Annotated in this window: 16 protein-coding genes; 8 read left to right on the forward strand and 8 right to left on the reverse strand. The window is 27.4% G+C overall.

Annotation, left to right across the window (positions count from 1 at the left end; genetic code table 4):
- Positions 1 to 1,656: a PTS transporter subunit EIIC gene (locus HTZ87_RS00700; RefSeq protein WP_371813978.1), complete on the forward strand. Its 1,656-nt coding sequence runs from the start codon at positions 1 to 3 to the stop codon at positions 1,654 to 1,656.
- Positions 1,657 to 1,737: 81 nt separating this feature from the next.
- On the opposite strand, the gene tsaD is transcribed toward HTZ87_RS00700, so the two are convergent.
- Genes tsaD through HTZ87_RS00720 form a run of 4 tightly spaced genes read right to left on the reverse strand, consistent with a single transcriptional unit; the run spans position 1,738 to position 4,462 of the window.
- Entirely contained in the window at positions 1,738 to 2,670 is a 933-nt protein-coding gene (tsaD, locus tag HTZ87_RS00705; RefSeq protein WP_174892657.1) for a tRNA (adenosine(37)-N6)-threonylcarbamoyltransferase complex transferase subunit TsaD, read from the reverse strand.
- A complete protein-coding gene (locus HTZ87_RS00710; RefSeq protein WP_174892658.1) occupies positions 2,670 to 3,227 on the reverse strand; it encodes a hypothetical protein in 558 nt (185 codons plus the stop codon). Before HTZ87_RS00710 ends, tsaD begins: the two co-directional genes overlap by 1 nt.
- A gap of 1 nt (position 3,228) precedes the next feature.
- Entirely contained in the window at positions 3,229 to 3,612 is a 384-nt protein-coding gene (gene tsaE / locus HTZ87_RS00715; RefSeq protein WP_174892659.1) for a tRNA (adenosine(37)-N6)-threonylcarbamoyltransferase complex ATPase subunit type 1 TsaE, read from the reverse strand.
- The gene (locus HTZ87_RS00720) at positions 3,596 to 4,462 is read right to left on the reverse strand and encodes a DegV family protein (RefSeq protein ID WP_174892660.1); all 867 of its coding nucleotides are present in this window, start codon (positions 4,460 to 4,462) and stop codon (positions 3,596 to 3,598) included. The genes tsaE and HTZ87_RS00720 overlap by 17 nt, the downstream gene beginning before the upstream one ends.
- A gap of 48 nt (positions 4,463 to 4,510) precedes the next feature.
- Here HTZ87_RS00720 and tapR point away from each other — a divergent pair, with 48 nt between their 5' ends.
- Together tapR and tyrS are read left to right on the forward strand one after the other, a co-directional pair.
- Complete coding sequence (tapR, locus tag HTZ87_RS00725) at positions 4,511 to 5,101, forward strand: TyrS-associated PheT N-terminal domain-related protein TapR (RefSeq protein ID WP_174892661.1); 591 nt, start codon at positions 4,511 to 4,513, stop codon at positions 5,099 to 5,101.
- On the forward strand, positions 5,086 to 6,327 hold the full coding sequence (gene tyrS, locus HTZ87_RS00730; protein ID WP_174892662.1) for a tyrosine--tRNA ligase: 1,242 nt from the start codon (positions 5,086 to 5,088) through the stop codon (positions 6,325 to 6,327). Before tapR ends, tyrS begins: the two co-directional genes overlap by 16 nt.
- A 50-nt stretch (positions 6,328 to 6,377) precedes the next feature.
- Here tyrS and HTZ87_RS03560 read toward each other — a convergent pair whose 3' ends face one another.
- Both HTZ87_RS03560 and HTZ87_RS00735 read right to left on the reverse strand, forming a co-directional pair.
- On the reverse strand, positions 6,378 to 7,082 hold the full coding sequence (locus HTZ87_RS03560) for a DNA topoisomerase (protein WP_371813984.1): 705 nt from the start codon (positions 7,080 to 7,082) through the stop codon (positions 6,378 to 6,380).
- On the reverse strand, positions 6,982 to 8,232 hold the full coding sequence (locus tag HTZ87_RS00735; RefSeq protein WP_371813979.1) for a type IA DNA topoisomerase: 1,251 nt from the start codon (positions 8,230 to 8,232) through the stop codon (positions 6,982 to 6,984). The genes HTZ87_RS03560 and HTZ87_RS00735 overlap by 101 nt, the downstream gene beginning before the upstream one ends.
- A 187-nt stretch (positions 8,233 to 8,419) precedes the next feature.
- Between HTZ87_RS00735 and rpsF the strand changes: the two genes are divergently transcribed.
- From rpsF to rpsR, 3 genes are read left to right on the forward strand one after another with little or no spacing between them, the layout of a single operon-like run.
- Complete coding sequence (rpsF, locus tag HTZ87_RS00740) at positions 8,420 to 8,845, forward strand: 30S ribosomal protein S6 (protein WP_174892663.1); 426 nt, start codon at positions 8,420 to 8,422, stop codon at positions 8,843 to 8,845.
- A 25-nt stretch (positions 8,846 to 8,870) separates the two neighbouring features.
- Positions 8,871 to 9,425: a single-stranded DNA-binding protein gene (locus HTZ87_RS00745; RefSeq protein ID WP_174892664.1), complete on the forward strand. Its 555-nt coding sequence runs from the start codon at positions 8,871 to 8,873 to the stop codon at positions 9,423 to 9,425.
- Positions 9,426 to 9,442: 17 nt separating this feature from the next.
- Positions 9,443 to 9,703: a 30S ribosomal protein S18 gene (gene rpsR, locus HTZ87_RS00750; protein ID WP_174892665.1), complete on the forward strand. Its 261-nt coding sequence runs from the start codon at positions 9,443 to 9,445 to the stop codon at positions 9,701 to 9,703.
- A gap of 119 nt (positions 9,704 to 9,822) precedes the next feature.
- On the opposite strand, the gene HTZ87_RS00755 is transcribed toward rpsR, so the two are convergent.
- Positions 9,823 to 12,207 carry a putative immunoglobulin-blocking virulence protein gene (locus tag HTZ87_RS00755; RefSeq protein ID WP_174892666.1) on the reverse strand — a complete coding sequence of 795 codons (2,385 nt, stop codon included), beginning with the start codon at positions 12,205 to 12,207 and terminating at the stop codon, positions 9,823 to 9,825.
- A gap of 16 nt (positions 12,208 to 12,223) precedes the next feature.
- A complete protein-coding gene (locus HTZ87_RS00760) occupies positions 12,224 to 14,596 on the reverse strand; it encodes a putative immunoglobulin-blocking virulence protein (RefSeq protein WP_174892667.1) in 2,373 nt (790 codons plus the stop codon).
- Positions 14,597 to 14,986: 390 nt separating this feature from the next.
- Between HTZ87_RS00760 and HTZ87_RS00765 the strand changes: the two genes are divergently transcribed.
- Positions 14,987 to 15,436, forward strand: coding sequence for a hypothetical protein (locus HTZ87_RS00765; RefSeq protein WP_174892668.1), 450 nt, complete (start codon positions 14,987 to 14,989; stop codon positions 15,434 to 15,436).
- Between the two features lie 19 nt (positions 15,437 to 15,455).
- Positions 15,456 to 26,627 (forward strand): hypothetical protein, encoded by an 11,172-nt coding sequence (locus HTZ87_RS00770; protein WP_174892669.1) that lies wholly within the window; start codon positions 15,456 to 15,458, stop codon positions 26,625 to 26,627.
- Positions 26,628 to 26,703 lie beyond the last annotated feature (76 nt).

Consider the following 26,703-nt stretch of genomic DNA (forward strand, 5'->3'; position numbering starts at 1 on the left):
ATGTCAATGTCAAAAAATAACCAACAAACCAGTTTTTGAACAAAAGTAATGTCAAAATTAAGTTCAATTGGTGCAACACTTATGTTCCCAATCGCTGTTTTACCAGTTGCAGCCGTTCTTTTAAGAATTGGTGCTGAAATTCCAACTGATACAGCATTCTCAAAATTAATTCAAGAAATTATTATCAAACCTGGTGCTGCAGTATTTGATAACTTACCAATTTTATTTGGTGTAGGTTTAGCTTTTGGATTTACAAAAGATAAACGTGCAGAAGCTGCATTCGCAGGATTAATAGCTACTTATATAGTTATTGCCTTGGTACCTTCATTCACAACAGGATTCTACGGAAAAATTAATTTTAGTGAAGGTCAAGGATTTGCCGCATTATTTGGTGGTAAATACAATGCAGTTTTAGGAGGAAACGTACTTAACGGACTTGCAATTGGTGCTTTAGTTGCTTATGTATACAACAATACAAACTCAGTTAAATTACCTAAAGTTCTTGGTTTCTTCTCAGGAAAAAGATTAGCTCCAGCATTAGCAATCATTTCTGGTTTAGTATTCTCATTCGTATGAGCAATTATTTTCCCTTGAATAGCATACGTAATCTATGTTATTTCAAAAGCTATGTCAGATGCAGTTTCATTTAAAGAAGGTACAAGCTTTGAATCTGTAAGATGAACAAGAGCAGGAATTATGGGTGTTTATGGATTCATCAACAGACTATTTATTCCATTTGGATTACACCACATTCCAAACAACTTATTCTGATTCCAATTAGGATCATGAGCTAAAGAAGGTGGAGCAGCTGGTGAAACAGTTAACGGTGATATCTTCATCTTCTTACAAGGGGTTGCAAAAGGAAACCCTGGAGGAATTTTCCAAGCAGGATTCTTCCCAATGATGATGTTCGGATTACCAGCTTTAGTTTTAGCATTCATTAAAACAGCTCAAACAAAAGAACAAAAAACAAAAGTTATCGCATTATTCGGTTCAGCTGCCGTAGTTTCATTCTTAACAGGTATTACAGAACCAATCGAATTCGCATTCTTATATGTTTCTCCACTTCTATACTTCATTCACGCAATATTAACAGGGGTATTTGCATTTATTACAGGTGCATTTGGAATTCAATTAGGATTCGGATTCAGTGCTGGATTCATGGACTTTGTTCTATCAATTCCTAAATCATTAAGAATTATTAACGAATCAGGTTACACAGGTGCTGCTAAAGTAATGGCAAACCCATTCTGAATCATTCCATTAGGATTATTAACAGGTGCTGCTTACTACTTCACAGGTTACTTCATGATTACAAAATTAAACTTAAGTACACCAGGACGTGGAGCAGGAGTTATTGCAGATAGTGAAGAAGAAGCAGTTGAAGCATCAACTGAAGGTGAATTATCAGCAAAAGCTAAAAAAATCGTTAGTGCATTTGGTGGATGAGACAACATCGTTGAATACAACAACTGTGCAACAAGATTAAGATATACAGTTAAAGATGCTTCTAAAGTTAATGAAGAAGAACTTAAAAAATCAGGAATCTTTGGATTATCAAAAGTTTCAGATACTGGTTATCATGCAATCGTTGGTGTTGAAGCTGAAAGTTTAAACAACGAAATCGTTTCAAACAAAGGTGCAAAATTACAATAATTTAAAATAATAAAAAATTCAAGCAAAATATTTATAGTAATGCTTGAATTTTTCTTTAATTAAAAATCTAAGTAATAATTTTTACTTAGATTTTTTTAAGTTTAGATAAGCTACTTGAGAAATCATTGCACCATTATCTGTTGCATATTTTAATGACGGTATTATAGCGTTTGGGTGTAAGGTTAAGAAATTAGTTCTTAGTGAACTATTTGCACTCACTCCGCCACCTAAAACAATGCTTTTAGGATTATATTTTTCAATTGCTAAAGCCATTTTTTCACATAAGTATTCAACCGCTACCTTTTGAAAACTTGCAGCGATCTTTTCTTTATCTACTAAACTATTTTTCATTTTTGCAGAATTAATTAAATTTAATACTTGTGTTTTAAGTCCGCTAAAAGAAAAATCAAATTCATGTTCTGTTTTAGGTTTGGTAAAGGTGTAATAGTCACCTTGATAATTTTGTGAAATTTTATCAATAAGTGGACCTCCTGGAAAACCTATTCCAGTTCTCGAAGCAACCTTATCGAATGCTTCACCAACTGCATCGTCAAGTGTTTCTCCAACTATTTCAAAATCATTATAATCTTTTGCATATAAAATTTGTGTATGTCCACCCGAAACTAATAAACATAGTGAAGGAAAAACTATTTCATTAGTTATTGTGGCTGATAAAAAATGACCATGTAAATGATTGACGGGAACAATAGGTTTATTAAGAGAAATGGACAATGCGCTTGCAAATAAATAACCTATTTGTAATGAACCGATTAATCCTGGTTCCTTAGTATAAGCTATATAGTCAATTTCATTTAAATCGTATTTTTTAAGTATTTCTGCTTGTAATATTCCGATATTTTTAACATGTTCTCTAGAAGCTAATTCTGGTATAGTTCCGCCATATTTTTCAAAAATATCAGTTTGAGAAATTGATCACATATCTAAAATTTTGCCATTTTCCATTATTGCAATGGATGTGTCATCATGAGAAGTTTCAATACCAATTATTTTCATTATTTTAACTCTCCTATTTGTGGCATTTTTATATATAATGGTTCAATTTCTAGTAAATCATCAGTTTCGAATATGTTTTTATAACTTACAAAATTATCTTTCATTTCAAAGTAATCAATTTTAGTAATTTGTTCGTCTCCTGAAACAACAACTTCAATTGATTCTTTTATATTTTCACTTGCATTATTTTTGTCATAAAAATATCTTTTTTGGCCTTGTGCATCGATAAAAAAGGTATTTTGGTTTGGGTTTTGTGTTTGCAAAATAAAAAAAGTATTTGTGTAAAATAATTTTTTGTTTTCTAACATACACATAGTTCTTAAAAAGACTAAACTAGATCTTACTCCAGTAAAAAAGCCAGGCCCTAGGTTTGTATAATAAGCATTAATATCACTATTGGTTAGGTTGTTTCTTTGTAATAAATCTTTATATTGATCAACGATTAAATCAACTTTTTTCTTGTAACCTTGTAAAATTATTGAATCAAGTACTTTAAATTCATCATTAAATAAAAACAAAACAAAATCAGTTGAAGAAGTGTCTAAAAATATATTCATATTATTTTTCCTCTCATTCTATAATTCTGTTTTGATCAATAATGCTTATTTTGATTTTTAAATAATTATCAAATTGATATTTTAAGTACTCAGATCATTCTATAGCCACAATATTATCTTCAAAATAATCTATAAATTCATCTAGGTCACCCTTGTAATTGTATAAATCTATATGAACTAGACCATCATAAGTTTTCATGTAATTAAAACTTGGAGAAGTAATTTTATCTTTTATACCAAGCTCTTTTGCTAACAACTTGACAAAAGTTGTTTTTCCAGATCCTAAATCACCATATAGTAATACAATTTTGTTTTTTTGAACTACAGGTAATATGTTTTTAACAAATTTTTCTAATTCAGCTATTGATTTAATTTCTTTTTTCATTTTCAAATTCTCAATATTGACTTATATCTTTTTTAGTTGCTATCACAAGTGCTTCAGGACCAACATGAATTAGGATAACAGATGGTATAAATGCATATTTAGCTACAATGTTATATTTATTTTTTATATAATCAAGGTAATAATTAATAGTTTCCATTTCTGATGAAATTATTAATATATCTGTGTCGTAATTTTCTTTTTTTAATTTGTTTTCAATTTCTTTTTCAACGGTTCTATTAAAAACAATACCCTTACCTTGTTTTAAAAGCTGCCCTTCCTCAAATCTAATCATTGGGACTACTTTAAGTAGCTTAGCTAAAGTTGCAGCTGCAGGTGTTAAACGCCCACCTTTAAGTAAATAATTATTATATTTAGGTATTAAAGTAACATCTAGTTCATTATCTCATGGTTCTACTTGTGAAATTGAATATTCTAAATCTTTTGTTTCGCTATATAACTTAATAAATTTATTAACTTGAATTTGTAATGTTCCTGAAATATTAATTGATTCAATAACTCTAAGTTTAGGGTAATCTTTTTCTAAGTTTTTTAATATTGAATACTGCCCAGATAAATGTTTAGAAATTGGAAAAACAACTATATTGTCATAGTTTTCAGATAATTCTTCAATCATTTTACAAGAGTAACCAATTGGTGTAGCAGATGTAGAATATGTTTTAGTTTCTAAATTAAATTTTTCAAAGATATTATGATGACTAATATCGATACCATCATAATATTCTTTACCATCTATTTCGATTATTAAAGGTAAAAAATATAAGCCCTTTTCATTAGCTTCTTTTTCTGTTAAACCTATTGATGAATCTACTACTATTGCTATTTTTTTCATACGTATATTATAATATAAATTAGCAATTAAATGTGTTATAATATAAAAATGATTATATGCAATGTTTTAAATGAAAATTTCGCTAATACAAGCATTGTTTTTGTTGATTCAAATATCGATAACAAAAACAAAATATATGGCGATAAAATAGTATTTTTTGTTGATAAAAACAACAATATTTCTTCAATAAATATTTTAGATAATAATAAATATTTAATTGACAACAATAATAAGTTTTTTAAGTTAAACGAAGATCAAATTAATATTATTAAAAAGGAATCAGAAAGACTTGGTTTAAACTTAAACGAAATTAAAATGTTCCAATATGGAAAAATAATTAAAAGAACAGTACATCCAAAAAGTGATAAATTATTTGTTTTAGATGTTGATTTTAATGAAGAAAAAACAACTCAAATTATTACAAATACACTTGAAACATTAGAAGGTGAAGTGTGTGTGTTTGCAAGAATTGGAGCAACTACATTTGCCGGATTAGAAATCGTTAGCGGTAAAGTCATGAATGTTGAAAGTAACGGTATGGTTACAAGTTATAAAACTTTAGGTATTAACAAAGAAGGATTAATCTTTGGTAATGATGCAAAAGTAGGACAGGAGTTTGATTTATGTCAAGACATTTAGTTTTAAAAGACCTTGAAAAAAGAGGTATATTAAAAGATACAAGTAATATTGATAAATTCTACAATACCGATGAAAAAAGTGCTGTATACGCAGGTTTTGACCCTACTGCAGATAGTTTACATCTTGGTAACTACATTCAAATTTCAATACTTTTAAGATTTAAGTCTTACGGTTGAAATGTTATAGCTGTTTTAGGTGGAGCAACTGGTATGATTGGTGATCCTTCTTTTAAAGAAAGTGAACGTCAATTATTAGATAACGATACTATTAATAACAACAAAAACAAAATTAGACATCAACTCGAAAGTTTTGGTATTCAAGTTATTGATAACTATGATTTTTATAAAGATATGAATTTTTTAACTTTCTTGAGAGATGTTGGTAAATTAGTTAATATTTCAACAATGATTAATAAAGACTCTGTCGCAAGAAGACTTGAGACAGGATTAAGTTTTACAGAGTTTTCATATCCTTTAATTCAAGGGTGAGACTTCTTACAACTTTACAAAAAACACAATGTACGTGTGCAATTTGGTGGTTCAGATCAATGAGGTAACATCACAACTGGGTTAGATATGATTTCTAAAGTAGTTGGAAATGATCATGAAGCTTTTGTTTTTACTTCTCAGTTATTAACAGATGAAAATGGTAATAAGTTTGGTAAGTCAACAGGTGGTGGAAGTTTATGACTTGATAAAGATCGTACAAAACCTTTTAACATGTATCAATTTTTAATTAAGCAAACTGATACCATAGTTGAAAAACTCCTTTTATGATTAACATTTTTACCAGTTGAAAAAGTTGCAGAAATTATGGAACAACATAATTCAGACACATCTAAACAATATGCGCAAAAAGTATTATCATATGAAGTTATTAAGAATATTCATGGAGAAAACGAAGCGAAAAAAGCAAAAACTATAAGTGAAATTTTATACAATAAAAAACTTGACTTAAATGACTTTGATTTAAAAACTATATCATCTTTAGAGCAAGATATTCCATTTGTAGAGTTAAATAAAAATTCTAATTTAATTGAACAATTAATTGATAAGAAAATTTTAAAATCAAAAAGAGAAGCTAGAGAGTTTATCCAAAATAAGGCTGTTAAATTTAATTTAAACCCTATAACCGAAGAGTTTGAAGTACATTCAGATTACTTTAATAACGAATACGCTTTACTACATGTTGGTAAAAAAATAATTTATATAGTTAAAATATCTTAAGTAACGTAATGTTACTTTTTTAATAAAAAAATCGCATTTTGCGATTTTATCTATGCTTCATCATATTCTTCTACGTTATCTGAAGTATTATTTTCTTCATAACTAGCAGTATATTTACAACTTGGGAAATTACTACATCCGATGAATTTTTGACCTCTCTTGTTATTTCTAACAAGTAATTTATTACCACACTCTGGACAACTTTCTTCTAATTCGATTAATTCAAATTGAACTACACCCATTTTATCTGTAGCTTGTTCAAGTGCAATTTCGAATTTATTTCAAAATTCTTCCATTAAACTATTTTTCTCAAGTTCATTGTCGGCAATTTTATCTAGTTGTTCTTCAACTGTCGCTGTATATAATTCATTAAAAATATCTGGGAATGAATTAATTAATGAATCACTAACTTTCATACCAAATTCAGTTGGAACAAGTTGTTTTCCTTGCATATTTACATATGCTCTATCTTTAATAATTTTAATAGTAGATGCAAAAGTTGAAGGTCTACCAACTTTTATTTCATCTAGTTTTTCAATAAGTGTTCCATCATTATATCTTGGAGCAGGTTTTGTTTCATGTTGTTCAAAATTAAATTGTTCAACATCAACAATTTGATTTAGACTATAATTTGGATCATTTTGATCTAATTCTTTATTTGTAACAACGTAGTAACCATCAAAAATAATTTTTGAATATGTGTTTTTTAAATAAATAGTCTTTAGTTTGATATGTATATTGTTTACTTTCTCTAATTGGTTGTTTTATTAGTGCCATTAATGTGTTTTCGTAAATTAATTTATATACTTTTAATTCGCTATCTGACATTTCTGGGTATTTATATTTTGCTAATTCTGGTGTAAGTTCAAGATCTGTAGGTCTAATTGCCTCGTGGGCGTCTTGATCACCACCAAAACCTTTAATTTCTTCAGCTATATAATCTTTACCTCATTTTTTGTCGATAAATTTATGTGCTTCATTTATGAAAGTTTGTGAAAGTCTTGAACTATCTGTTCTTGGATAACTGATTAAACCGCCATCACCATAACCTTCATAAAGGCTTTGAGCTGCAGATTGTGTTGATGAAGAACTAAGTGGGCTTTTTTTGTATAATGTAGCTTGTTTAAACGGTGTTAATGCACCTACTTTTCTTTGACTTGTTGCAATATTAATAACTTCTAATTTTAAGTCGATATTTTCGAAATCTTTTTTGATTTTATCAATATCTTTTGTTTCGATTCAATCTCTTTTTTCTGAACTATTTTCAGGGTTAAAATAGATTGCTAAAACGTCGTTATTAACTAGTTTAGCATTCAATTTGTAGTATTGTTCCGGAACGAAAGCCATTATCTCTTTCTCCCTATCCACAACTAGTTTTAGTGCGATTGATTGTACTCTACCTGCTGTAGGTGTACCTGGTGAATTCTTGAATTTTTTTCTAATTAATTGACTTACTCTAAAACCAATAATACGATCAAGCATTCTTCTTGATTTTTGAGCATCAACAAGACCAGCATCTAGCGCCCCTGCTTTTTCTAAAGATTTTAAAATAGCATCTTTAGTAATTTCGTTGTATTTTATTCTTGAATACATATCTGGTTTAATTTTAAAATATTCAACGATGTGTGAACCTATTGCTTCTCCTTCACGGTCAGGGTCAGTTGCAATATAAACGTGATTTGCTTCTTTTATAGCACTTTTAATACCACTAACTAATTTACTTTTTCCTCTTTCAAGTGAATATGTAGGTTCTCAATTTTCAAAATCTATCCCTAAACCATATTGACCGCTTGTTTTCATTTTTAAAAAATGTCCAACAGAAGCGATAACTTCGTAATCGTCACCTAAATATTTTTTAATTGTATTTACTTTGTTTGGTGACTCAACAATAACTAAATTTTTCATAACCATAAATATATCACAATTATTGAGTTTTTTATCAAGTTTTTCATTTTAACATTACTTAAATTTATAATTTAAATTTATTAAAATAATGTTAAGAAAATATCCAAAATTTTATATAATTAAATACGAGTATGTATAGAGTACTCCTTGGCAATTGTTGCCCAGAAAGACCAAAAGGAGATAAAAAATGGTTAAATACGAAATTATGATGATCGTTGATCCTAAAGCAGACTCTAAAATTGCATTCGACTTACTTAACGAAGTTTTCGGAGCAGGAGTTAAAAAAGCTGAAAAATTAGAGAAAAACGAATTAGCATACGAAATTAATAAATCAAAATTTGCACAATACATTCAAGCAGAAGTTGAAACAAACGCAGACTTACCAGCTGAATTTACACGTCGTGCAAATATTATCAAACAAATTTGAAGAACACTTGTAATCAATTTAGATAGTGAAAAAGGTTTAAATAGTTCTAAAAAAGAAAAACCAAACAAAAAAAGAAGAACTTTCAAACCATACGATAGAAATACAAGAAATGAAAATAACTCAACTGAAAACTCTGATAAACCAAGAAGACGTCCATCATTCAAATCTGACAAAGTTGAAAAATAATTTTCAAGAAAGGTAGTTATTAAACATGAATAAAGTTATTCTAATTGGTAGATTAACATCTACACCAACATTAAATGCAACAAGTTCTGGAATTTCATATTCAAGATTTACACTTGCAATTAATAGAAAAATTTCAGGTAATTCAAATAACGAAGTTACCGATTTTGTTAATATTATTGCATGAAGAGGCGCTGCCGAAATCATTGCGAAAAATACAACAAAAGGTTCTAAAATAATGGTCGAAGGAAGCATTCAAACAAATACTTATACTTCTAGAGACACAAACCAATTGGTAAGATCTTTTGATGTTATTGTTGAATCATTCGAATTCTTAGAATCAAAAGATGAGTTCCAAAGAAGATTAAGAACAAATAATGATAACTTTAGCCAACCTAGTCAACCAGGTGCAGGTTACAGTAATAACTATCCTAAACAACAACAAAATAACTTCAATAATCAAAATCAAAACCAATGACAAAATAATAATGTGGTTCAAAATAATCAAGTTAATGCTATGCATGATTTTGATGATGTTCAAGATATGAACAATGAACCCAACGATGAAGAAGTATTTGGTTAAAATTTAAGGAGATTAATATGGCTTATAACAAACGTAAAAAAGTTTTTTCAGGTAGAAGAAGAGTATGTTCATTTTGTGAAAGTAAATCACAATACGTTGATTACAAAGATGTAGAATTATTAAATAATTTTATTTCTGCAACAGGACAAATTAAAGCTAGATCAATTACAGGTACATGTGCAAAACACCAAAGAAAAGTATCTAATGCTATTAAAAGAGCAAGATTTATCGCTTTCATGCCTTACACAGTTGTTCGTGTTCGTAATTTATCAAAATAATTATTAAAACGAATTTAAAGTATCACAGATTGATGTGATACTTTTTTAATATCTTTATAAGAGTTACTTACTAAAAGAGTAATTAAAAACTCACAGCTATATTGCTGTGAGTGGAATAATTAACTGAATTGAAGATCTTCTTCGTTTCCATTAACTACTTTATATTTAAATCCGTATTTTTGAATTTCTTTTTGTAATTCAATATCATCTTTTAAGACTTCAATTATTACATTATTTCTATCGAATGTTTTATCACTATAATCAATCATAGTATTTAAGTTTTGCACACCTTCGCTAGTTAATAATTTGGTTTTGTCTGTTGAAACTATTCTTATAAATTTAGTTTCCTTACCATTACTATAAATAATTTTTGAAGGTGGTACTCCAGGGAATACTTGTTTATCAAGAACAGTATTAAATTGCGCTTCATTCAATTGTTCTAAATTAATTTGATAATAAGGTTTATTGTTAAAGAAGACGATTCTTCTTAACATTCTTGGTGTTGCTTTTTTATTTTTAGAGTTACTAAAAACTAAATTTTGTAATGATTTAACTTCTTCTACTCTAGAAAAATCTAGCCCTTGTGGATAACCATTTCCTGATTCATTATGATCAGGGTGTAAACCTGGTCCACTCGAACCTTGGAATATTTTTTCGTTATTTCTAACTCAGTAAGCCATTCTTAAACCGTCATTGATTTTAGATACATTTAATGATCCGTCTGGATTATATGATAAATCTTCTTTATCAAAACTCAGTGTGTCAAATGTAAGTCTGGTTACTACTTTTACATTTTTACCAAAATCAAAACTTACGTTATAGTCTGCTGTATTAACGTATGAAACATTTTTAAGTGCTCAAGGATTTATATTTCATTCTTCAGCTAAAGAGTTTAAAGTTGTATAGAAACCAAGCTCTTTAATTCTTTTGTTTCTTAATTCAGATACCGCTGAAGTATTAAAGCTTTCTAAGAATAATTCTAAAAGAGGTAATTCTTCTGGTAGTTCCCTAAAAATTTCTCTAAATTTTTGTGAACTATTATTTTTACCAATATTTTTAAATCTATATGCAGTTATTTGAGCATTTTGTTCTTTTAGTTTTAAAATGATTTCTTTTGCTTTTTTATAACCTTCATCGTTACTTGCGTCAATTTCGACTGCTATTCCTGAGTTTAATTTACCTGTTTGATCTGGTACATCTCTATCAATATCATCAATTCTGATTCCGTCTGTATTAGTTAACCCAAGTTTAAATTTTTCGTTGTAGTAAGAAGTTCTGTCGTATCTAGTTCAACCTTTGTATTCTCCATTAGCAATACTTTCAGGACTTCTACTTTCATAACTGTTATTACCAAAAACTCTTTTCTCACTGTTATTTCTAGTTAATTCAGCTACAACTTTATTATATAAAGGTGAATATGCTGCCGAATCCAATTCACCATTTTCATTAACAAAAATATTTCTTTCATCCGGGTCTATAAATAAACCTTTTGATAAATTATGAACTGTATTAGCGGAAGGTTTAGTGAATTTATCGTAGTCAATATAATTTAATATAGCTAAATCACTAAAAGTTAAAATACCATTGTTATGTTTGTATACGCCTGGTATTTTTCTAAGTTCAGGGTATAATTTTTGCCCTTCCTCGGTTAGGAATTCTTTAATTTTGTCACCGTTTCTTAATAGTCTATGGAATCTAAATCATCAATTAAATCAAAAGTCTTCATGGTTACGTATTCTTAGATGTTTATCAGTATCAGTTCAATCGCTTGAAACTATAAAACCAGATCATGCTTCTTTTCCTCTACTTTGTAGAGCTCTTTTAGCATTATATGCAGCTGTTTGCTTTAACTTTTCAGTAACTTGAACTGATGTTACATTCGGAAGAATATCAGCAACGTATCTATCAGGGTTAACTATACCTTTATCAATGTCTTCTTGGTCATATACACGATCAGGCGGAATAGTAGCTTTAACTTTTAAATTTCTATAGTTTTTATAATTAAGCGCACCTGTACCATCACTATCTAATAGTGTTTTAGTTTCATCATCGACTATTTCTGGTTGTATTATTTCGGCTACTTTTTCAATTGGTTTTGGTTGTGGTTCTACTTTTTTCTCAATTTCATTAGGTTTTGGTTTTGGTTTTTCTACTTCCTTAATTACTTTTGGAACAACTATTTTTTCTTTTGGTTTATTAATAGGCTCAATTTTAGGTGTTTCTATAATAATCTTTTTCTTTATTTTTTCTATTTTTGGTGGTTCAACAATTTTTTTCTCAAAAACAGGTTTTAAATTATTGTCCACATTAGTATTTTGACTTTTAGAAAAATCTAAATTTTCTTGATTTATAAGCTTAGGTGAGTCCACTTTATATTCTAATGAACTACCACTTTTAATATATGTGTTACTGTTATAAATTAATGTTGCTAAAAATGATGAGGCAGAAATTGATAAACCTATTATCAATAAATTTAATTTAAATTTTCTTGTTTTAATTTTCATATTTCTCCTTTATTAATTATGTGAAAACAAGTTCGCTTTCACCTTCGTTAACATAGTTAACTGTGTATGAACCAGATAGTTGGTTATATAATTCTGTAGCATATGTAGGAACTTCTATTACTAAGTTTTCACGACTAAAGTTACCGTCACTAAATTCGATTAGAGTACTTAAGTTTGCGAAACCTGAACTAGTAAGTTTATGGATACCTCTTTTTGGTATGATTCTAATTTTATTTGTTTGTTTTTTATTGCTAAAAACTATTTTTGATCTTGGAGCAAAATTAGATTTATCTAATACAGTATCGAATTGTGCATCATTTAATTCATCTGTTGCTATATCGAAATAACCTTTATTGTTAAAGAAAACAATTTTATTAAGTTTTCTTGGTTTATTTTTAGGGTTTCTAATGTCGTGGAATATCAATCCTTTTAGTGATTTAATATTTGGTGTTCTTGAGAAATCTAATCCCATTTGATATCCGTTGTTACCTTCGTTGTGGTCTGGATTTAACCCTGGTCCCATACTTCCTTGGAATATTTTTTCATTATTTCTAACTCAATAAGCCATTCTTAAACCATCGTTAATTTTGCTTACGTCATTTGATCCATCAGCTTTAGTTGAAACGTCTTCAGGATCAAATGAAAGTGTATTAAAGGTCAATCTTGAAATTACTTTAACATCTTTACCAAAATCAAAACTTACGTTATAGTCCGCTGTATTAACATATGAAACGTTTTTAAGTGCTCAAGGGTTAAAGTTTCATTCTTCTGATAATGAATCACCTGTTGTGTAGAAACCTAATTCTTTAATCTTTTTATGTCTTAATTCAGATAATGCTGAAGTATTATAACTTTCTAAGAACAGTTCTAATAACGGAAGTTCTTCGGGTAGTTCTTTAAAAATATCTCTAAATTTTTGTGAACTATCATTTTTACCAATATTTTTAAATCTATACGCAGTTATAGATACTTTATTTTCTTTAAGGTCTTTAATTAATTTAAGTGCTTTTTGATAACCGGAGTTATTACTTGCGTCGATTTCAACTGCAACACCTTCATTAATTTTACCGGTATTATCGGTTTCAGCTCTAACTAATTCATCAATTCTTATTCCATCATTACTTGAGATACCTAAATTATATTTTGAATCATATTTATCTGTTTGGTCAAATTTGTATCAACCGTCATATTCACCGTTAGCAATACTTTCTGGACTACGACCGTAGTAAGTTTTATTTCCGAACACTCTACGTTCACTATTGTTTCTTGTTAATTCTGCGATAACACCATTATATATTGGTGTATAACCGTCTGATTCTAATTCACCGTTTTCGTTTAATAAAATACCATCTTCACCAGGTACAATGAACGCACCTTTAGCTAGGAAGCTAATTGCAAATTCCGAAGCTTTAGTGAACTTATTAAAATCAATGTAATTGATGATTGCTAAATCACTAAATTTAACATCTCCATGGCTGTGTTTGTAAACACCTGGAATTTTTTTAAGTTCTTCGTATTTTTCTTTTCCTTCATCAGTAAGGAATTCTTTTACTTTATCACCATTTCTTAATAATCTTAGATATTTAAAGTAATAGTTAAATCAAAAATCACCATTATTTCTTAATCTTGATATTTTATCGGTATCAGTCATTTCTTTATCTAGAATTCAACCTAATCAAGCTTTTTGTGCATAATCTCTCAAACCTTCTCTGGCGTTTAATGCGGTTGTTTCTCTTAATTTATCTGTTACTTTAACTGCTCTAACGTTAGGAAGTATTTCTGCAGCATATCTATCAGGGTTGACTAACCCTTTGTTTATATCTTCCTCACTATATTCTCTTTCTTTAGGGAAATCTACTGTAACGTGTAAGTTTTTATAGTTTTTAAAGTTAAATGCACCGGTTCCTTCGTCGTTTGATCTACTATCAGGAGTTTCATTTGGTGTTGGTTGTGGTTGTTCGACTTTTGTAACTTCAACAACTTTCTTTGGCTCAACTTTGGGTGGTGTAACTATTTCTTCTTTCTTTATTTCTTCTTTTTTAGGTTCTTCTTTTACTATTTCAGAAACAACTTTTTTGATTGTCTTTGGTTTTTCTTTTATTTTAGGTGTTTCAATGATAACTAAATTTTTAGTTACCTTTTTTTCAACTATAGGTTCAGGTTTTGGTAATGGTTTTAAATTATTGTCAACTATAGTTCCGATGCTCTCTTTAAAATCAAGATCACTATTATTCACTATTTTCGGGTTTGAAAACTTAAATTTAAAAACATCATCACTATTTTTAGAAGATAAACTATAAAAGAATGTTGCCATCGAACTTGATAAAGTTACAGATGAAATTAATGTAATAATTAATAATCTATTTTTTCTATTTTTGAATAATTTCATATTAATAACGCGATTATTATAATTTTATAATCCGCCCTCTCTTTCTTATTTTCCTAAAATAACTTCTTCCAAAATAATTATATTATTTTTTTCATTTATAAAAGCTATTTATATGTGGTAAGTTTTTCATGGTAAATTATATATAATATTTTTTATACGAAATTTTAAATTTTTAGATTTTTTACACTTGTTTTTAGGGTTAAAAACTCTAATTATCAACTTATTTTTTTAAAAAAGTAAAATAATATTGAATTTATTTAATATTTAGAATAGCTCGTTTTTACCACAAAAATAGTTTTATGTCTATTTTGATATAATAAACCTATATTTATTTTATTTGTTATTTTAGAAATTATTCAAATAACTTATAAAAAGGAAAAGGAGCTATTCATGGCGAAAAAGAAAAATAAATCAACGTTAATACTTTCTAGTATAGCAGCAACTGGCTCAGTAGTGAGCGCAGTTGCAATTTTATGAAATTGAAGTAATAAAAACAATGATTATGAATTAAAGTATAAAACTTTGAAAGAATTAATCTCAAAATTAAGTATTGATAACAAAAAATTTGTTTCTGATTTTTCAAAATTAGAACCAAAATTTACAAACAACAAACAATTTGTAGTTTTAAATAAAATTAAAAACAGCGTATTAGATGAATTAAAAGCATCTATTTCAAAAAGAGAGAAAACATTATCTGATAATGATTTTAATTTAGTATTCAATAGAGAACAAGAATACAAAAATAACGGAAATGGTTTTGAATTAAATGACTATCATAAATCATTAATTATTGCAGAAGAAATTAATGATTTAATGAAAACAAATTCAAAATCAAAATAAAAAAGATGAATTTACAAATATGGTAGTTGAAGATTTAAAATCTAATTTTCAATCTATCTTAGATAAAACCAACGTAACGAAAGAAGAAGTTTTAAATTATTTAAACGAACAAAACAAAGAAATAGAAAAATGAAAAAAACTTGATAGAGATTTAATTAATTCATTACCATCTGTTTTACACGATAAATTTAATAATAAATTAAACAACGCCGGAGATAATATCACTTCTCTTAAAAAGTTATATGAAGAATTAAAAGAATATCAAAGAGTATCTAATTTAGCGACTAAAATTAATGATATTTATACACAAGGAAATATCTTTCGTGATATAAATTCGAGTAATTTAAGTGAATTACCAGCTATTGAAGAACAAATTAAGAAAATTTTAGAAGAACAATCAAAATCAGAATTTCAAAAATTAAAAGAACAAGTAATTGAATTAAATTCATTAATTAAAGACAAAGAAATTCATGATGGTTTTGCAGAAGAAATTAATATTGCTGCAGAAGATGAGTCAATTGAGAAGTTATTAAAAACTAAAAAGAAAATTGAAGATTATTTAAAAGAACACGCAGGTGCTAATGGTTTTATAGAATTCAAAAAAGAAGCATTAAAAGAAAAGGTTAATAATTCTAATTTAAGTGAAGAAGTTAAAAATAATTTTTTAGAAAAAATTGATGCTGTAACTGAAATAACAGAATTAAACAAATTAGAGAAAAAAATTGATGATGCTATTAAACTTTTAACTTCGATTGAAGAAGCTGAAAAATTAATTAAATTATTAAATAACCCTAAAAAAGATGAGTTATTAGAACAATTATACGATTCAAAAATTATTGAAGATGTTTATATACCAGCTAGTGAAGCTGCAAAAATATTATCTGAACAGAAGAAAATAGCAAAAGATAAAATTAAAAGATTAGATGGTGATTTTGAAACTAAAAATAACTTTATTTCCAGATTAACTGAAGCTAAAAAAGAATCTGAATTTATTGATCTTGCAGCACAAGTAGATCAATACTTTGTTGATTTAACTCAAAAAGTTCAAGATGAAATTAACAAAATAGATCAAAACGATGCAAAGAAAGAAGAACTACAACAGCGTTTAAATGTGGCTAAACAAAACCCGAACACAACCGCAGGCGTATTAATCGATATTTTTAATGATGCGAGAGCACAAGATAATTTCGAAGAATACAAAAAAGAAGCTATTGAAAAAGCTAAAAAGCTTGAAGATGAAGAGAAATCTAAAAAATTCATTAGTGACTTAGAAAATGCTAAAACATTGGATGAAGTTATTAAATTAAAAGAACAAGTAGATACTGCATATCAATTCCAATTAGACAAAAAGAAAGCTGAAACAGCTATCGAAAGAGTTAAACATGTAGTTAAAAAAGCTCAATTAACTGAGGAATTAAATGAAGCTACAACTTCAGAAGAATTAATAAAATTAACTTTTGAAGCTAATAAATATGCTGACTTTGAAATTGAAAATAATATTAAATATTTACAATTAAAAGATTTTGTTGAAAACAATATCACTAAGCAAGATAAAAAAGATGAGTTTAATGAGTTATTAGATAATGATTTAAAAGACCAACAAGGTCAAAATAATATTGATCAAGAGCAAATTAGATTAAATTTAGATGAAACAAGCAAGCAATTAGATCAATATATTACAAATAAAAAACAATTATTAAAAGCTATTAAAGATAGAATTTTAGGTAAATTAGCACTCATAAAAGATGAAGAAAAAAGCAATTCATTTGAAGATGAAAGAGTTTTACTTCAAGAAATTGAAGATGCTAAAGCATTAGAAGAAAGAGTAGATACATATATCGAATTTGAAAGAAATAAAGAAAATATTCTTGAAAAAATCGGTAATTTATTAGATAAAAAAGATTATATAGATCAACTTAATAATGCTCAAAATTTAGACGATTTAAAAAGAATTGAAGCTTTAGTAGATTCAGATTTAGCTCGTGAAGCTGAGGAATTAAGAATAGCTAAAGAAAATGCTATTGAAAAATTAACACATATTTTAGATTCTAATGAAAATAAAAATCCGTGAGCTAATAAGGTATCAGAGGCAAGAGATCCTAAAGTAGTTAATGAAGTTATTAAAGCGATAGAAGATTATTTAGATTCACTAAGAGAAAAAGCAAACGAAGCTATTAAAAAGGTTGTTGGCGACCAACAAAATCACTCTGAGTTGGTAGAACAATTATCACAAGCAAATTCAGAAAAATCTATTAGAGATATAACTTTAAGAGCTGAAGAGTTATTTTCTAACAAGTTTAATGACACTAATTCAACACTAGAAAACTTATCTAAAGATCATCCAATGTGAGAGAACCTTAACTCTGAAGTAAAAGCAGCGAAAAATATTGAAGAACTAAATTTAGTAAAAGCAAAAATAGAACATGCTATAACAGTTGATGAACATAAAAAACAAGCTAAAAAATTACTTGAACAAGTTCAAGATAAAGAAGTTTCGCCCGTTCTTTTAGAAAGAATAGAAAATTCTAATGACGTTAATGAATTAGTTCAAATAAAAGAAGATATTAAGCAACAAATTCAAAATGAAGCCGATGAAATAAAAGCTAATGTTGATAAATTAAAAGAACAAGTTGCAAAATTATTTACTCAAGAAAATATTGATAAATTTAATGAAATTATTGCTAATACAGAAATATCTTTAGAAGATTCTAGAAAAGCTGTTGAAGCAATTAATGAAGCATATATCATTGAACAAAATCAACTTAAAGACGCTAAAAAAGAAGCTTTTGAAGAACTTAAAAAATTATTAGATTCACCAGAAAAAACAGCTATAAGAGATCAAATTGAGAGTGCACAAAATATCCTTATTGACATGGCTGCAGCTAAACAAGCTATAAAAGATAGAATTGCAGTATTAAAAACTGAAGCAATCAACGCTACAAATAAGTTAAATAATAGAGATAACCGTATCAATCAAATTAATGATGCAATAACACAAGAAGAAATAGACGGATTTAAAAACGCATCTGTAAATGAATTTAATGCTATTAGAGATGAAATTATTAAATTAGCAAATAATACTTTAAATATTGATGAAAGCCTTGAAGATAAGACTAGAATATTACAAAAAATTAATGATGCAACGACTGAAAACTTATTATTAGCTCAAAGAGATGAAATTAATAACTTATTAGAACAATATAAAACAAAAGCTAAAACACAAGTTGAGCGTTTAATTGATGAAACAGTTAATAATGACTCTATTTTATCTGGTGATATTGATTCTTTAAATAATCAATCAGAAATTAAAAAACACATCGAGCAAGTAAATAACATAATTAATTCTAGATTAGCAACTGCTGAAGAAGTTTTAGCTAAATTAGTTGGAAACGATATTGAGCATACAGCAAAACAAAATAAATTAGATGATTTAAAAACTAGAAAAGATGTTGTAACAGAACAAGAAATTAATGAATTAATTAAATTAATAAATAAAATTTTCGATAATAAAAAAATAGAAACAAATACTAGATTACAACAAGTTACAAATGAACAAGAAAAACAAAAATTACTAGAAGAATTCAATAACGCAAATTCAATTGAAAAATTAAACGAATTAGATAGTAAAATTGCTGTTCAATTGAAAAAAGAAGAAATTTTACAAACATTACCTAAAAAAATTAAATTCATAGAACAACGTGAAGGTTTTGAAACTAGAATTAATGACTCTAATACTAATTCGCTTGAACAATTAGAACAAATTGAACAAGAAATTAACCAAAAAAGTGAATATAATAAAGCGCTTAAACAAAAAACAGATGATATTAAAGCTGAGCTTGAAAAGATTGACGTTGATACAACACTAAAAAACTCTTTAACAGAAGAACTGAATAACGCAAGAACAATCGAATCCGCTGAAGCTGTACAAGCTAAAATTAATGAAAGAATTAATAATCTACGTGATCAAGCATTAGAAGCAATTAAAGGTCTTGAAGGTAGCGATGAAAAACAACTAAAAGAATCTGAATTAGCAAATGCAAACTCGGAATCTTTAATAACAAAAATTATTAATGATTCTAACAAATTTTTAGAAGATAAAAGAAAAGCGCTTATAGAATTAAATAATTCAACTAATACAGAACTAAAAGACGATTTCCTTACAAAAATTAATGAAGCTAAAAATATATCTGATTTAAATGAATTGGAAAAACAAATTAATAATCAAAACTTAAGAGAAGAAACTCAAAAATGAATTGATAAGTTAAATCAAACTCCTGAAAAAGAAGGTTTCCAAACTGAGTTAAATGCTATACAAAATAATAGTGATGACGCTAATGAAAAATTAAGTGACTTATTAAATAGAGTTAAAGTTAAAGCTTCAAGTGAAGGTCATGAATTTGATGTTGCACTAGAAGAAGCAAAACAAGCTGTTGCACTATTATCAAATAATAATCCTAAAAAACAAGATTTATTGAATAGAATAAGCACTTTAGAAAATGTTGATCAATCGGGTAAAGTTGCTAGTGAAGCAATCGAGATAAAAGAAGAAGCTACAAGATTAGTTCAACTAAAAAAATCAGAAATTAAAGAATTAATTAAAAAACTTTTAAACCCCGTTGAAACAGACAATGAAAAAGCTCCATTACAATCAGAAAAATACAATAGTTTAATTAATAAAGTTGATGGACTTAAAAATGAAACAGATATTCAAAATGTTTATGATATCGATGCTAAAGAATACTTTAATACAACAAAGTCACAATATAAAAATAATGTTGAAAGATTGTTACCTGAAGTAGATGAATTAAGAAAACAAGAACAATTAAATAGATTAGAAGCAACAGAAAATATAAATGAGTTGAACGATACACTTAAAGCAGTTAATTTACAATTTTCTAATTTGGTAAAAAATGAAATACTCGATGTTGAAACAGAAGAAAAGAAAACTGAGTTTACTTCTACGTTAGAAAAAATTAATTCTAATGATGTTACAAATGATAATGGCGAAACTACTACAGATAATACAAAATGACAAACAAGATTATCAGAGCTTAAGAAATTATATGATTTAGTTATTGACCAAAAACAACAAGAAGCTGATAGGTTAAGATTATATAAAGAAACTTTATCTAATGATATTAAAACTACATTAATAGGTGAGGAGCAAGATTCTAATACACCTGAAAATGATAAAAATAATGTTACTAAGTTACTTGAAAAATTAAATAAAGCAAATACACTTGAAAAAGCTAAAGCTATTAGAACTGAATTAGATGAAATATTTAAAGCTAAAAAAGACATTGTAAAAGCAGTTATTGAACTAGCTAATGGTCATGATAATTACAATAACTTATTATCTGGAATAGAAAATGCAACTACCGAAGAGAGAATTAATCAACTTCAATCTGAAGCTCAAGAATACATTAATGAGGCTAAAAATAGTGCAAAATCATATATTGATCAAGTAGAAAATGATACAACCGATCCTAATTTATTATCAAGATGAGAAAAAGTAGGCAACACCGTTGCGGACTTTAAAAAACTTGAAACAGAAGCTAAAATAATTAAGAAAAAAGCAGAATTAAAGAAAAAAGTTGATTTCTTATGAAATGATAATAAATCTAATTTTGTTGAAAGAATGGATCAATTAATTGATAATACACAACAAACATTAGATTCATTAGCTCAAATTGAAGAAGAAATTAACAATGCTATTACAGAACAAAACAGAAGGTTAGAAGAAGCTAAAACACAAGCTAACGAAGTAATTAATAGACTAAGAGATGGTCATGATAACCCTACAGATGATAAAACTTCGAAATTACAAGCCGTTAAAGACGCAACGACACTCGAAATTATTGAGCAAATTAAGTCGGATGCACAAACTATTTTAAATGATAGAAAAAATATTGCTGATATATCATTAGCCAAAATTAATGTTACAGATTTACCTAATCAATTAGATGAACAAAATCCATTGAGAAAAATTGTTGATTTATTCCATGAATTAGAGCAATTAAACACACAAGATGCAACGGAAGCTACATATGATAGTATAAAATCAAGAGCTGATAAAGCTTTTGAAGATTACAAAGCAGAAGTTAGAAGTCAAATTACAAATAATATTTCAACCAAAGGTGAAGAATTATTAAATAGAATTAGTGGAGCGCAAACAATTGATGAATTACATCAATTAGTTAATGCTAATGAAGTTTATTTAAAAGCTGATGAAATAACAGAAAAATTAAAAGAACATGCTGAAAATGATGTTAAAAACAGATTTAACGAAGAGTTAAGAATAATTAAAGAAGGAATTGAACCAAGTACAGATAAAGTTGCTGAAAATGAAACCTTAAGTAAAAAACAAAAAGATTTAAATAGCCTTAGTGATTTATTAAATAGAATTAATGAAGCTGTAGATGACCAAAATGAGCAATTGAGAATTGAAGGTGATAAAGCTAGAAAAGTAATTGAATTAATTAACGGAAATGATCAAGCTGCCACATCTAAAAAAGATGATTTAAATACAAGGCTTGAAGAAGCTTTAAGAACTAAAAATGTTGAAGCTATAAAAGTAATTACCGGTGAAGCTCAAGAATTCATTAGAAATAAAATGAATGAAGCTCAAGAATTATTAAATAAATTAACACTAGGAAAATCTCCTAGAACATCAATTAATGGTGTAGAAGGTTTACAAGATAAATTTAATAAAGCAACCACTCAAACTGATTTTGAAAATATCAAAACAAAAGTGGAAGAAGCGCTAAATGGTTTCAAAGAAGAAGCAACAGCTGCCGTTGCTAAATTAGGTGATGAATTAAATTCTGAACTTGATGCTGCTAAACTTTCTCACACACAATTAGATTATGATAATTTAATTGAAAAAGTTAACAGAAAATTAAATGAATATAAAGAACGTGCAAGAAGAAAATTAGCTGAAGCTAATTTGGAAAATTCTAAAACTTTTGAAAATGATATTAATTCAGCAGAAACAAAAGCAAAAATTGAAGAAATTGAAGCAGAAATTCAAAAACAAAAGGAATTAGAAGCTGCAATAAGAGAAGCAAAACTAGAAATTAATAAATTAAATAACCCTTTAAAAGATCAACTTTTAAATTCTTTAAACGAAGAAAATATTACAAAAGAAGAAGTTAATAGAAAAAAAGAAGAAGCTATAAGTGCTTTAAATTCTAAAAAAGAAGCAGCAAAAGCTGCTGCAAGAAAATTTGATAATACACCTGATGATCAAAATAATAAATACAATATTTTATTAAATTCAGCAGTAAATGAATCTGATTTTGATTCAATTATTCAAAAAGCTACAAACGAATTTAATACTATTGCAAATAATGTAAATAGTGATATAGCATTATTAAAAGATGGTGATAATCCGGCTAATAAACCAACCGGAGATGCTCTTACTAAAGAAAATGTATCTGAAATTAATAAATTACATAATCAAGCTTTAGATTACGCAAGAATTTATGTCAATAAAGCTATTAATGAAGCTCCGGCAAATAAACAGGAAGCTTTACGTAATAAATTAAGTTCTGCAACAAGCGTTCAAGTAATGAACGATATTATGGAAGAAGCAAATGCGGCAAGAGATTTAGCAGCTGCAAAAGAAGAAGCCAAAAGAAATGCGAGAGCAAAATTAGATGGTCATGAAGATCTTGAAAATATAATCAATCAAATTGATGCGGCGGAAACCCCTGAACAACTATCTAATGTTTCTTCAAGAGTTCAACCACTTGTTGAAGCTGAAGCGAATAAATTAACAGTGGCACTTAGAAAATTAAATGATGACAACCAAGTTAAAACTGAAAATAAAACTAAAAACGAAACTAATAGTTCAGTAAAACAATTAAGAGATGCCTTTAAAGCTATAAATGATGAATTAGATAAAATACAAGCTCAAACATTGTCTGATATTGAAAAAATTCATTTATTAAGTCCTGAAGTCACAAATGAATCATTCTCAAACGAATGAAATAGAGATTATCAAAACACCAATCCTAAAGGTGTTAAAAACAAATTTGACGAGATAGTTCAAAATAGAACTGAAAGAGCTTTAAAAGAATTATCTGCAGAAGTTGAAACTCTTTTAGCTAATAAAAAAGAATTTGTTAAAAATAAAATAGAAGCACTTGAAAATTCTGTATTGAAGGAAAGATTAAAAAGTGATGTTGAACTTGATTCAAATAAAACATACGATAATTTAGCTAAATTATATAAAGATGTTTTAACTGGTAAAACCGAAGAACAAAGACAAGCTAAATTGTCTGAAGTTAAAGTATTAATTGAAAAACTAAAAAATTATGTTGATAACAAACATAAAGATAACTATTTAAACGAAATAGAAGAAAAAAGCTATGATCAATTAGAACAATTAAAAACTCAAGTTGAATATACACTTCAAGAAGAACTTGAAATAGCAAGAAGAAGAACTATTGAAGAGGTTAAAAAATTACCTTCACAAACAGCAAGCTATAATAGATCAAACTTAATTAGCGAAATAGAAAGTTCTAGAAATATCAATGATATTCTTACAAAAGAAACTGCAACTCAGGCAACTAACCAAAGATTAATTGATGAATTAAATGCAGAAATTGAGAAAATGCCCGAAAATGCAAGAACTCCTTTAACAATAGAAAAAGATGCTATTATAAGCCCTTCTGCTCAACATACTGATGATAATACAATAGGTGATAAATTACTTGCCTTAAAACAAAAAGCAGAAACTGTTGTAGCTAAATCTAACGAATTAAAAGCGATTATTGATACTCATTTCCCTGCAAGTAATAACGGTACTGAAACTGATGGTGGAACACACAAATATAGAGAATGATTAAAAGATTATAACTATAATAGTGACAAAGCTGATACAGTTGAAGAAATTGAACAAATTATAAATATTGCTAATGAGTTAAAAACAGCTTATGATAGTGCTCTTCAACTTTTTGAAACCGGAATTAAAAATAATCCAGAATCATTAGATTCAACTAAAGATATTTTTACAAAAGCGTTATGGCATATAACAGGAAACTTATCAAATAAACCTTCAGTATCTTCACTTACATTAGAATCAATTAAAAGTGCACTAAACGATTTAAATGATCAAATGATTAGAAATAGAGATATTGTTAATTATGTTGGTCAAGCCAAAGAGTTGTCACGTTCATTAGAAGAAGGGCAAAGAATACCAGCATGAAGTGAAGGTACTTTAAATGCTCATAAGCAATGACCTAGAACATCAGAAATTGAAATTGTTAAGTCTAAAATAGAAGCTATGAACGTTTTAAAATCTAAATTAGACCAAGTTAAAGAAAAATTAGATGAGCCATCTAATTTTGAAGGCGCAGATGCATTAAAAGAAGCTTTATTGACTAAATGAAGAACAACAAATACAATTGGAAGTGAAAACGATGGTAACAATGTAAATTCAGCTAATGGTTTATATAATAATATTTCAAATAGTTCAGACGGATTAATTACTCAAATTGCTAATGTTAAAGCTAAAATAGAAGAAGTTACGAATCTAGAAGAAAAACAAGGATTTAAAGATCGTTTAAACAGAGTAGAAACTAGAGAACAAATATCACAATTATTAAGCGATATTGAAAGAGAAAAATTAATTCAAGAATCTAAACCGTATATTAATAGACTATTAGAAGGTCAAAATAAAACAGATTACCAAAGTAAAATTAATAAAACTCAAACAATTGAAATAGTAAGAGAAAATTTAGATTTATTAAAAACTTACTTAACAAATAAACAAAACGATGCTAAAAGTTCTATAGCACGTTTAATGAGTAATGGTAATAATGGTAATTATTCTGAAAATTTAAATAAAGCAAACAATAATAACTCAACAGAAGCTCAATATAATGAAGTTAAAAGTTATGTTCAAAGTAAAATTGATGTTGATTATAATGCTTTACAAGAAGTTATTGGTCATTTTGATGGTGGTACTAGAAATGCCTTTACGGTTGATCAAAACACTGTTTCGCAACAAGTTGTAAGAGAAAAATTAAATAGTGCTAGAGCATTAAATGCTAAATATAATGAATTGAATCGTTTAATAGAAAATAAATTTAGAGGTAATTCACTAAATGAATTGAAACAAAGATATAAAACTGAACTTGATGCACAAAATAAAACATTAGAAAAATTATTAGATATCGAAAGAAGAATTAATGAGGAAATTAGTTCTAGAAAATCAGCAATTCAAAGTACAGATTTTTGAGATTGAAGAATAAACGAGAATAAAAAACGAGAATTTATTGATAGATGAAATTCAATGGTCAATAATGATGATGTTACTATTGAAGAATTAGAATCATTAGCAAATGAAATTAAAAACTATAATGAATTAAGAATATCAGCTGCAAGAAGAGATAATGAAGCACGTTATAAAAAATTTATTTTAGGGTCAAATGACGGTTTAAGACAAGCTAAAATTGACATTACTTTCTTTAGATTAGGTGAAATGTATAATAACAAAACATTATACGCAGTTGCAAAAAATAGTAACGGTGATAGAGTAGTTTCTAGAGGAAGAAATAATATTATAACAAGTGATGATTCTAGATATACATATAATGGTATGGGCTTTATTTTTGAACAAAACAATGTTAGACATACTGGTCAATATACAATTGAAAAAGTTGTTTATGGAAATTCTGGTTTATCTGAACAAGACGTTTTAAACGAAACAACAAATGTTGTTTTACGTAGTAGTACAAACGATGCTTTATTTGAAGGATTTGAAGTCATCCAAAAACCAAATGTTTTCGCAAGAAATATGTCAATTAGCAATAATAGAAGAAATAGATTATACAACTTAACATATGGTTTTGATGTTAATGGATTATTCTTAGAAGGAATTGGAAATATAGATAATAATTCTATTGAAATAAATATGTTCAGTGAAAGAATTTCACATAGAGCAAACATTAGAAATAGTTATAGAAATTCTTCGATAATTACTACATCATTACAAAATGGTAGTTTAAAATTTATTGTTGATACTAATGCTATGTATAATGATCGTGAATATATGATTGAAACTATAACTTTTACCGCAAATGGTAAAAAATATATCTATAATTCAGATGGATCGGTTAATAGCGAAAGTGAAATTATCGACTATCATGAACATAATTTTGCAAATAATAACATGAGAGTTTAACAAGAAGTTAGCAATTTAATTGCTAACTTTTTCTATTGTTATTGACCGTTTGAGTGATTAATTTTTCATAATAAAA

Origin of the sequence: Mycoplasma sp. OR1901 (assembly GCF_013348745.1) — a bacterium.
Classification (GTDB): Bacteria; Bacillota_I; Bacilli_A; order Mycoplasmatales; family Metamycoplasmataceae; genus Mycoplasmopsis.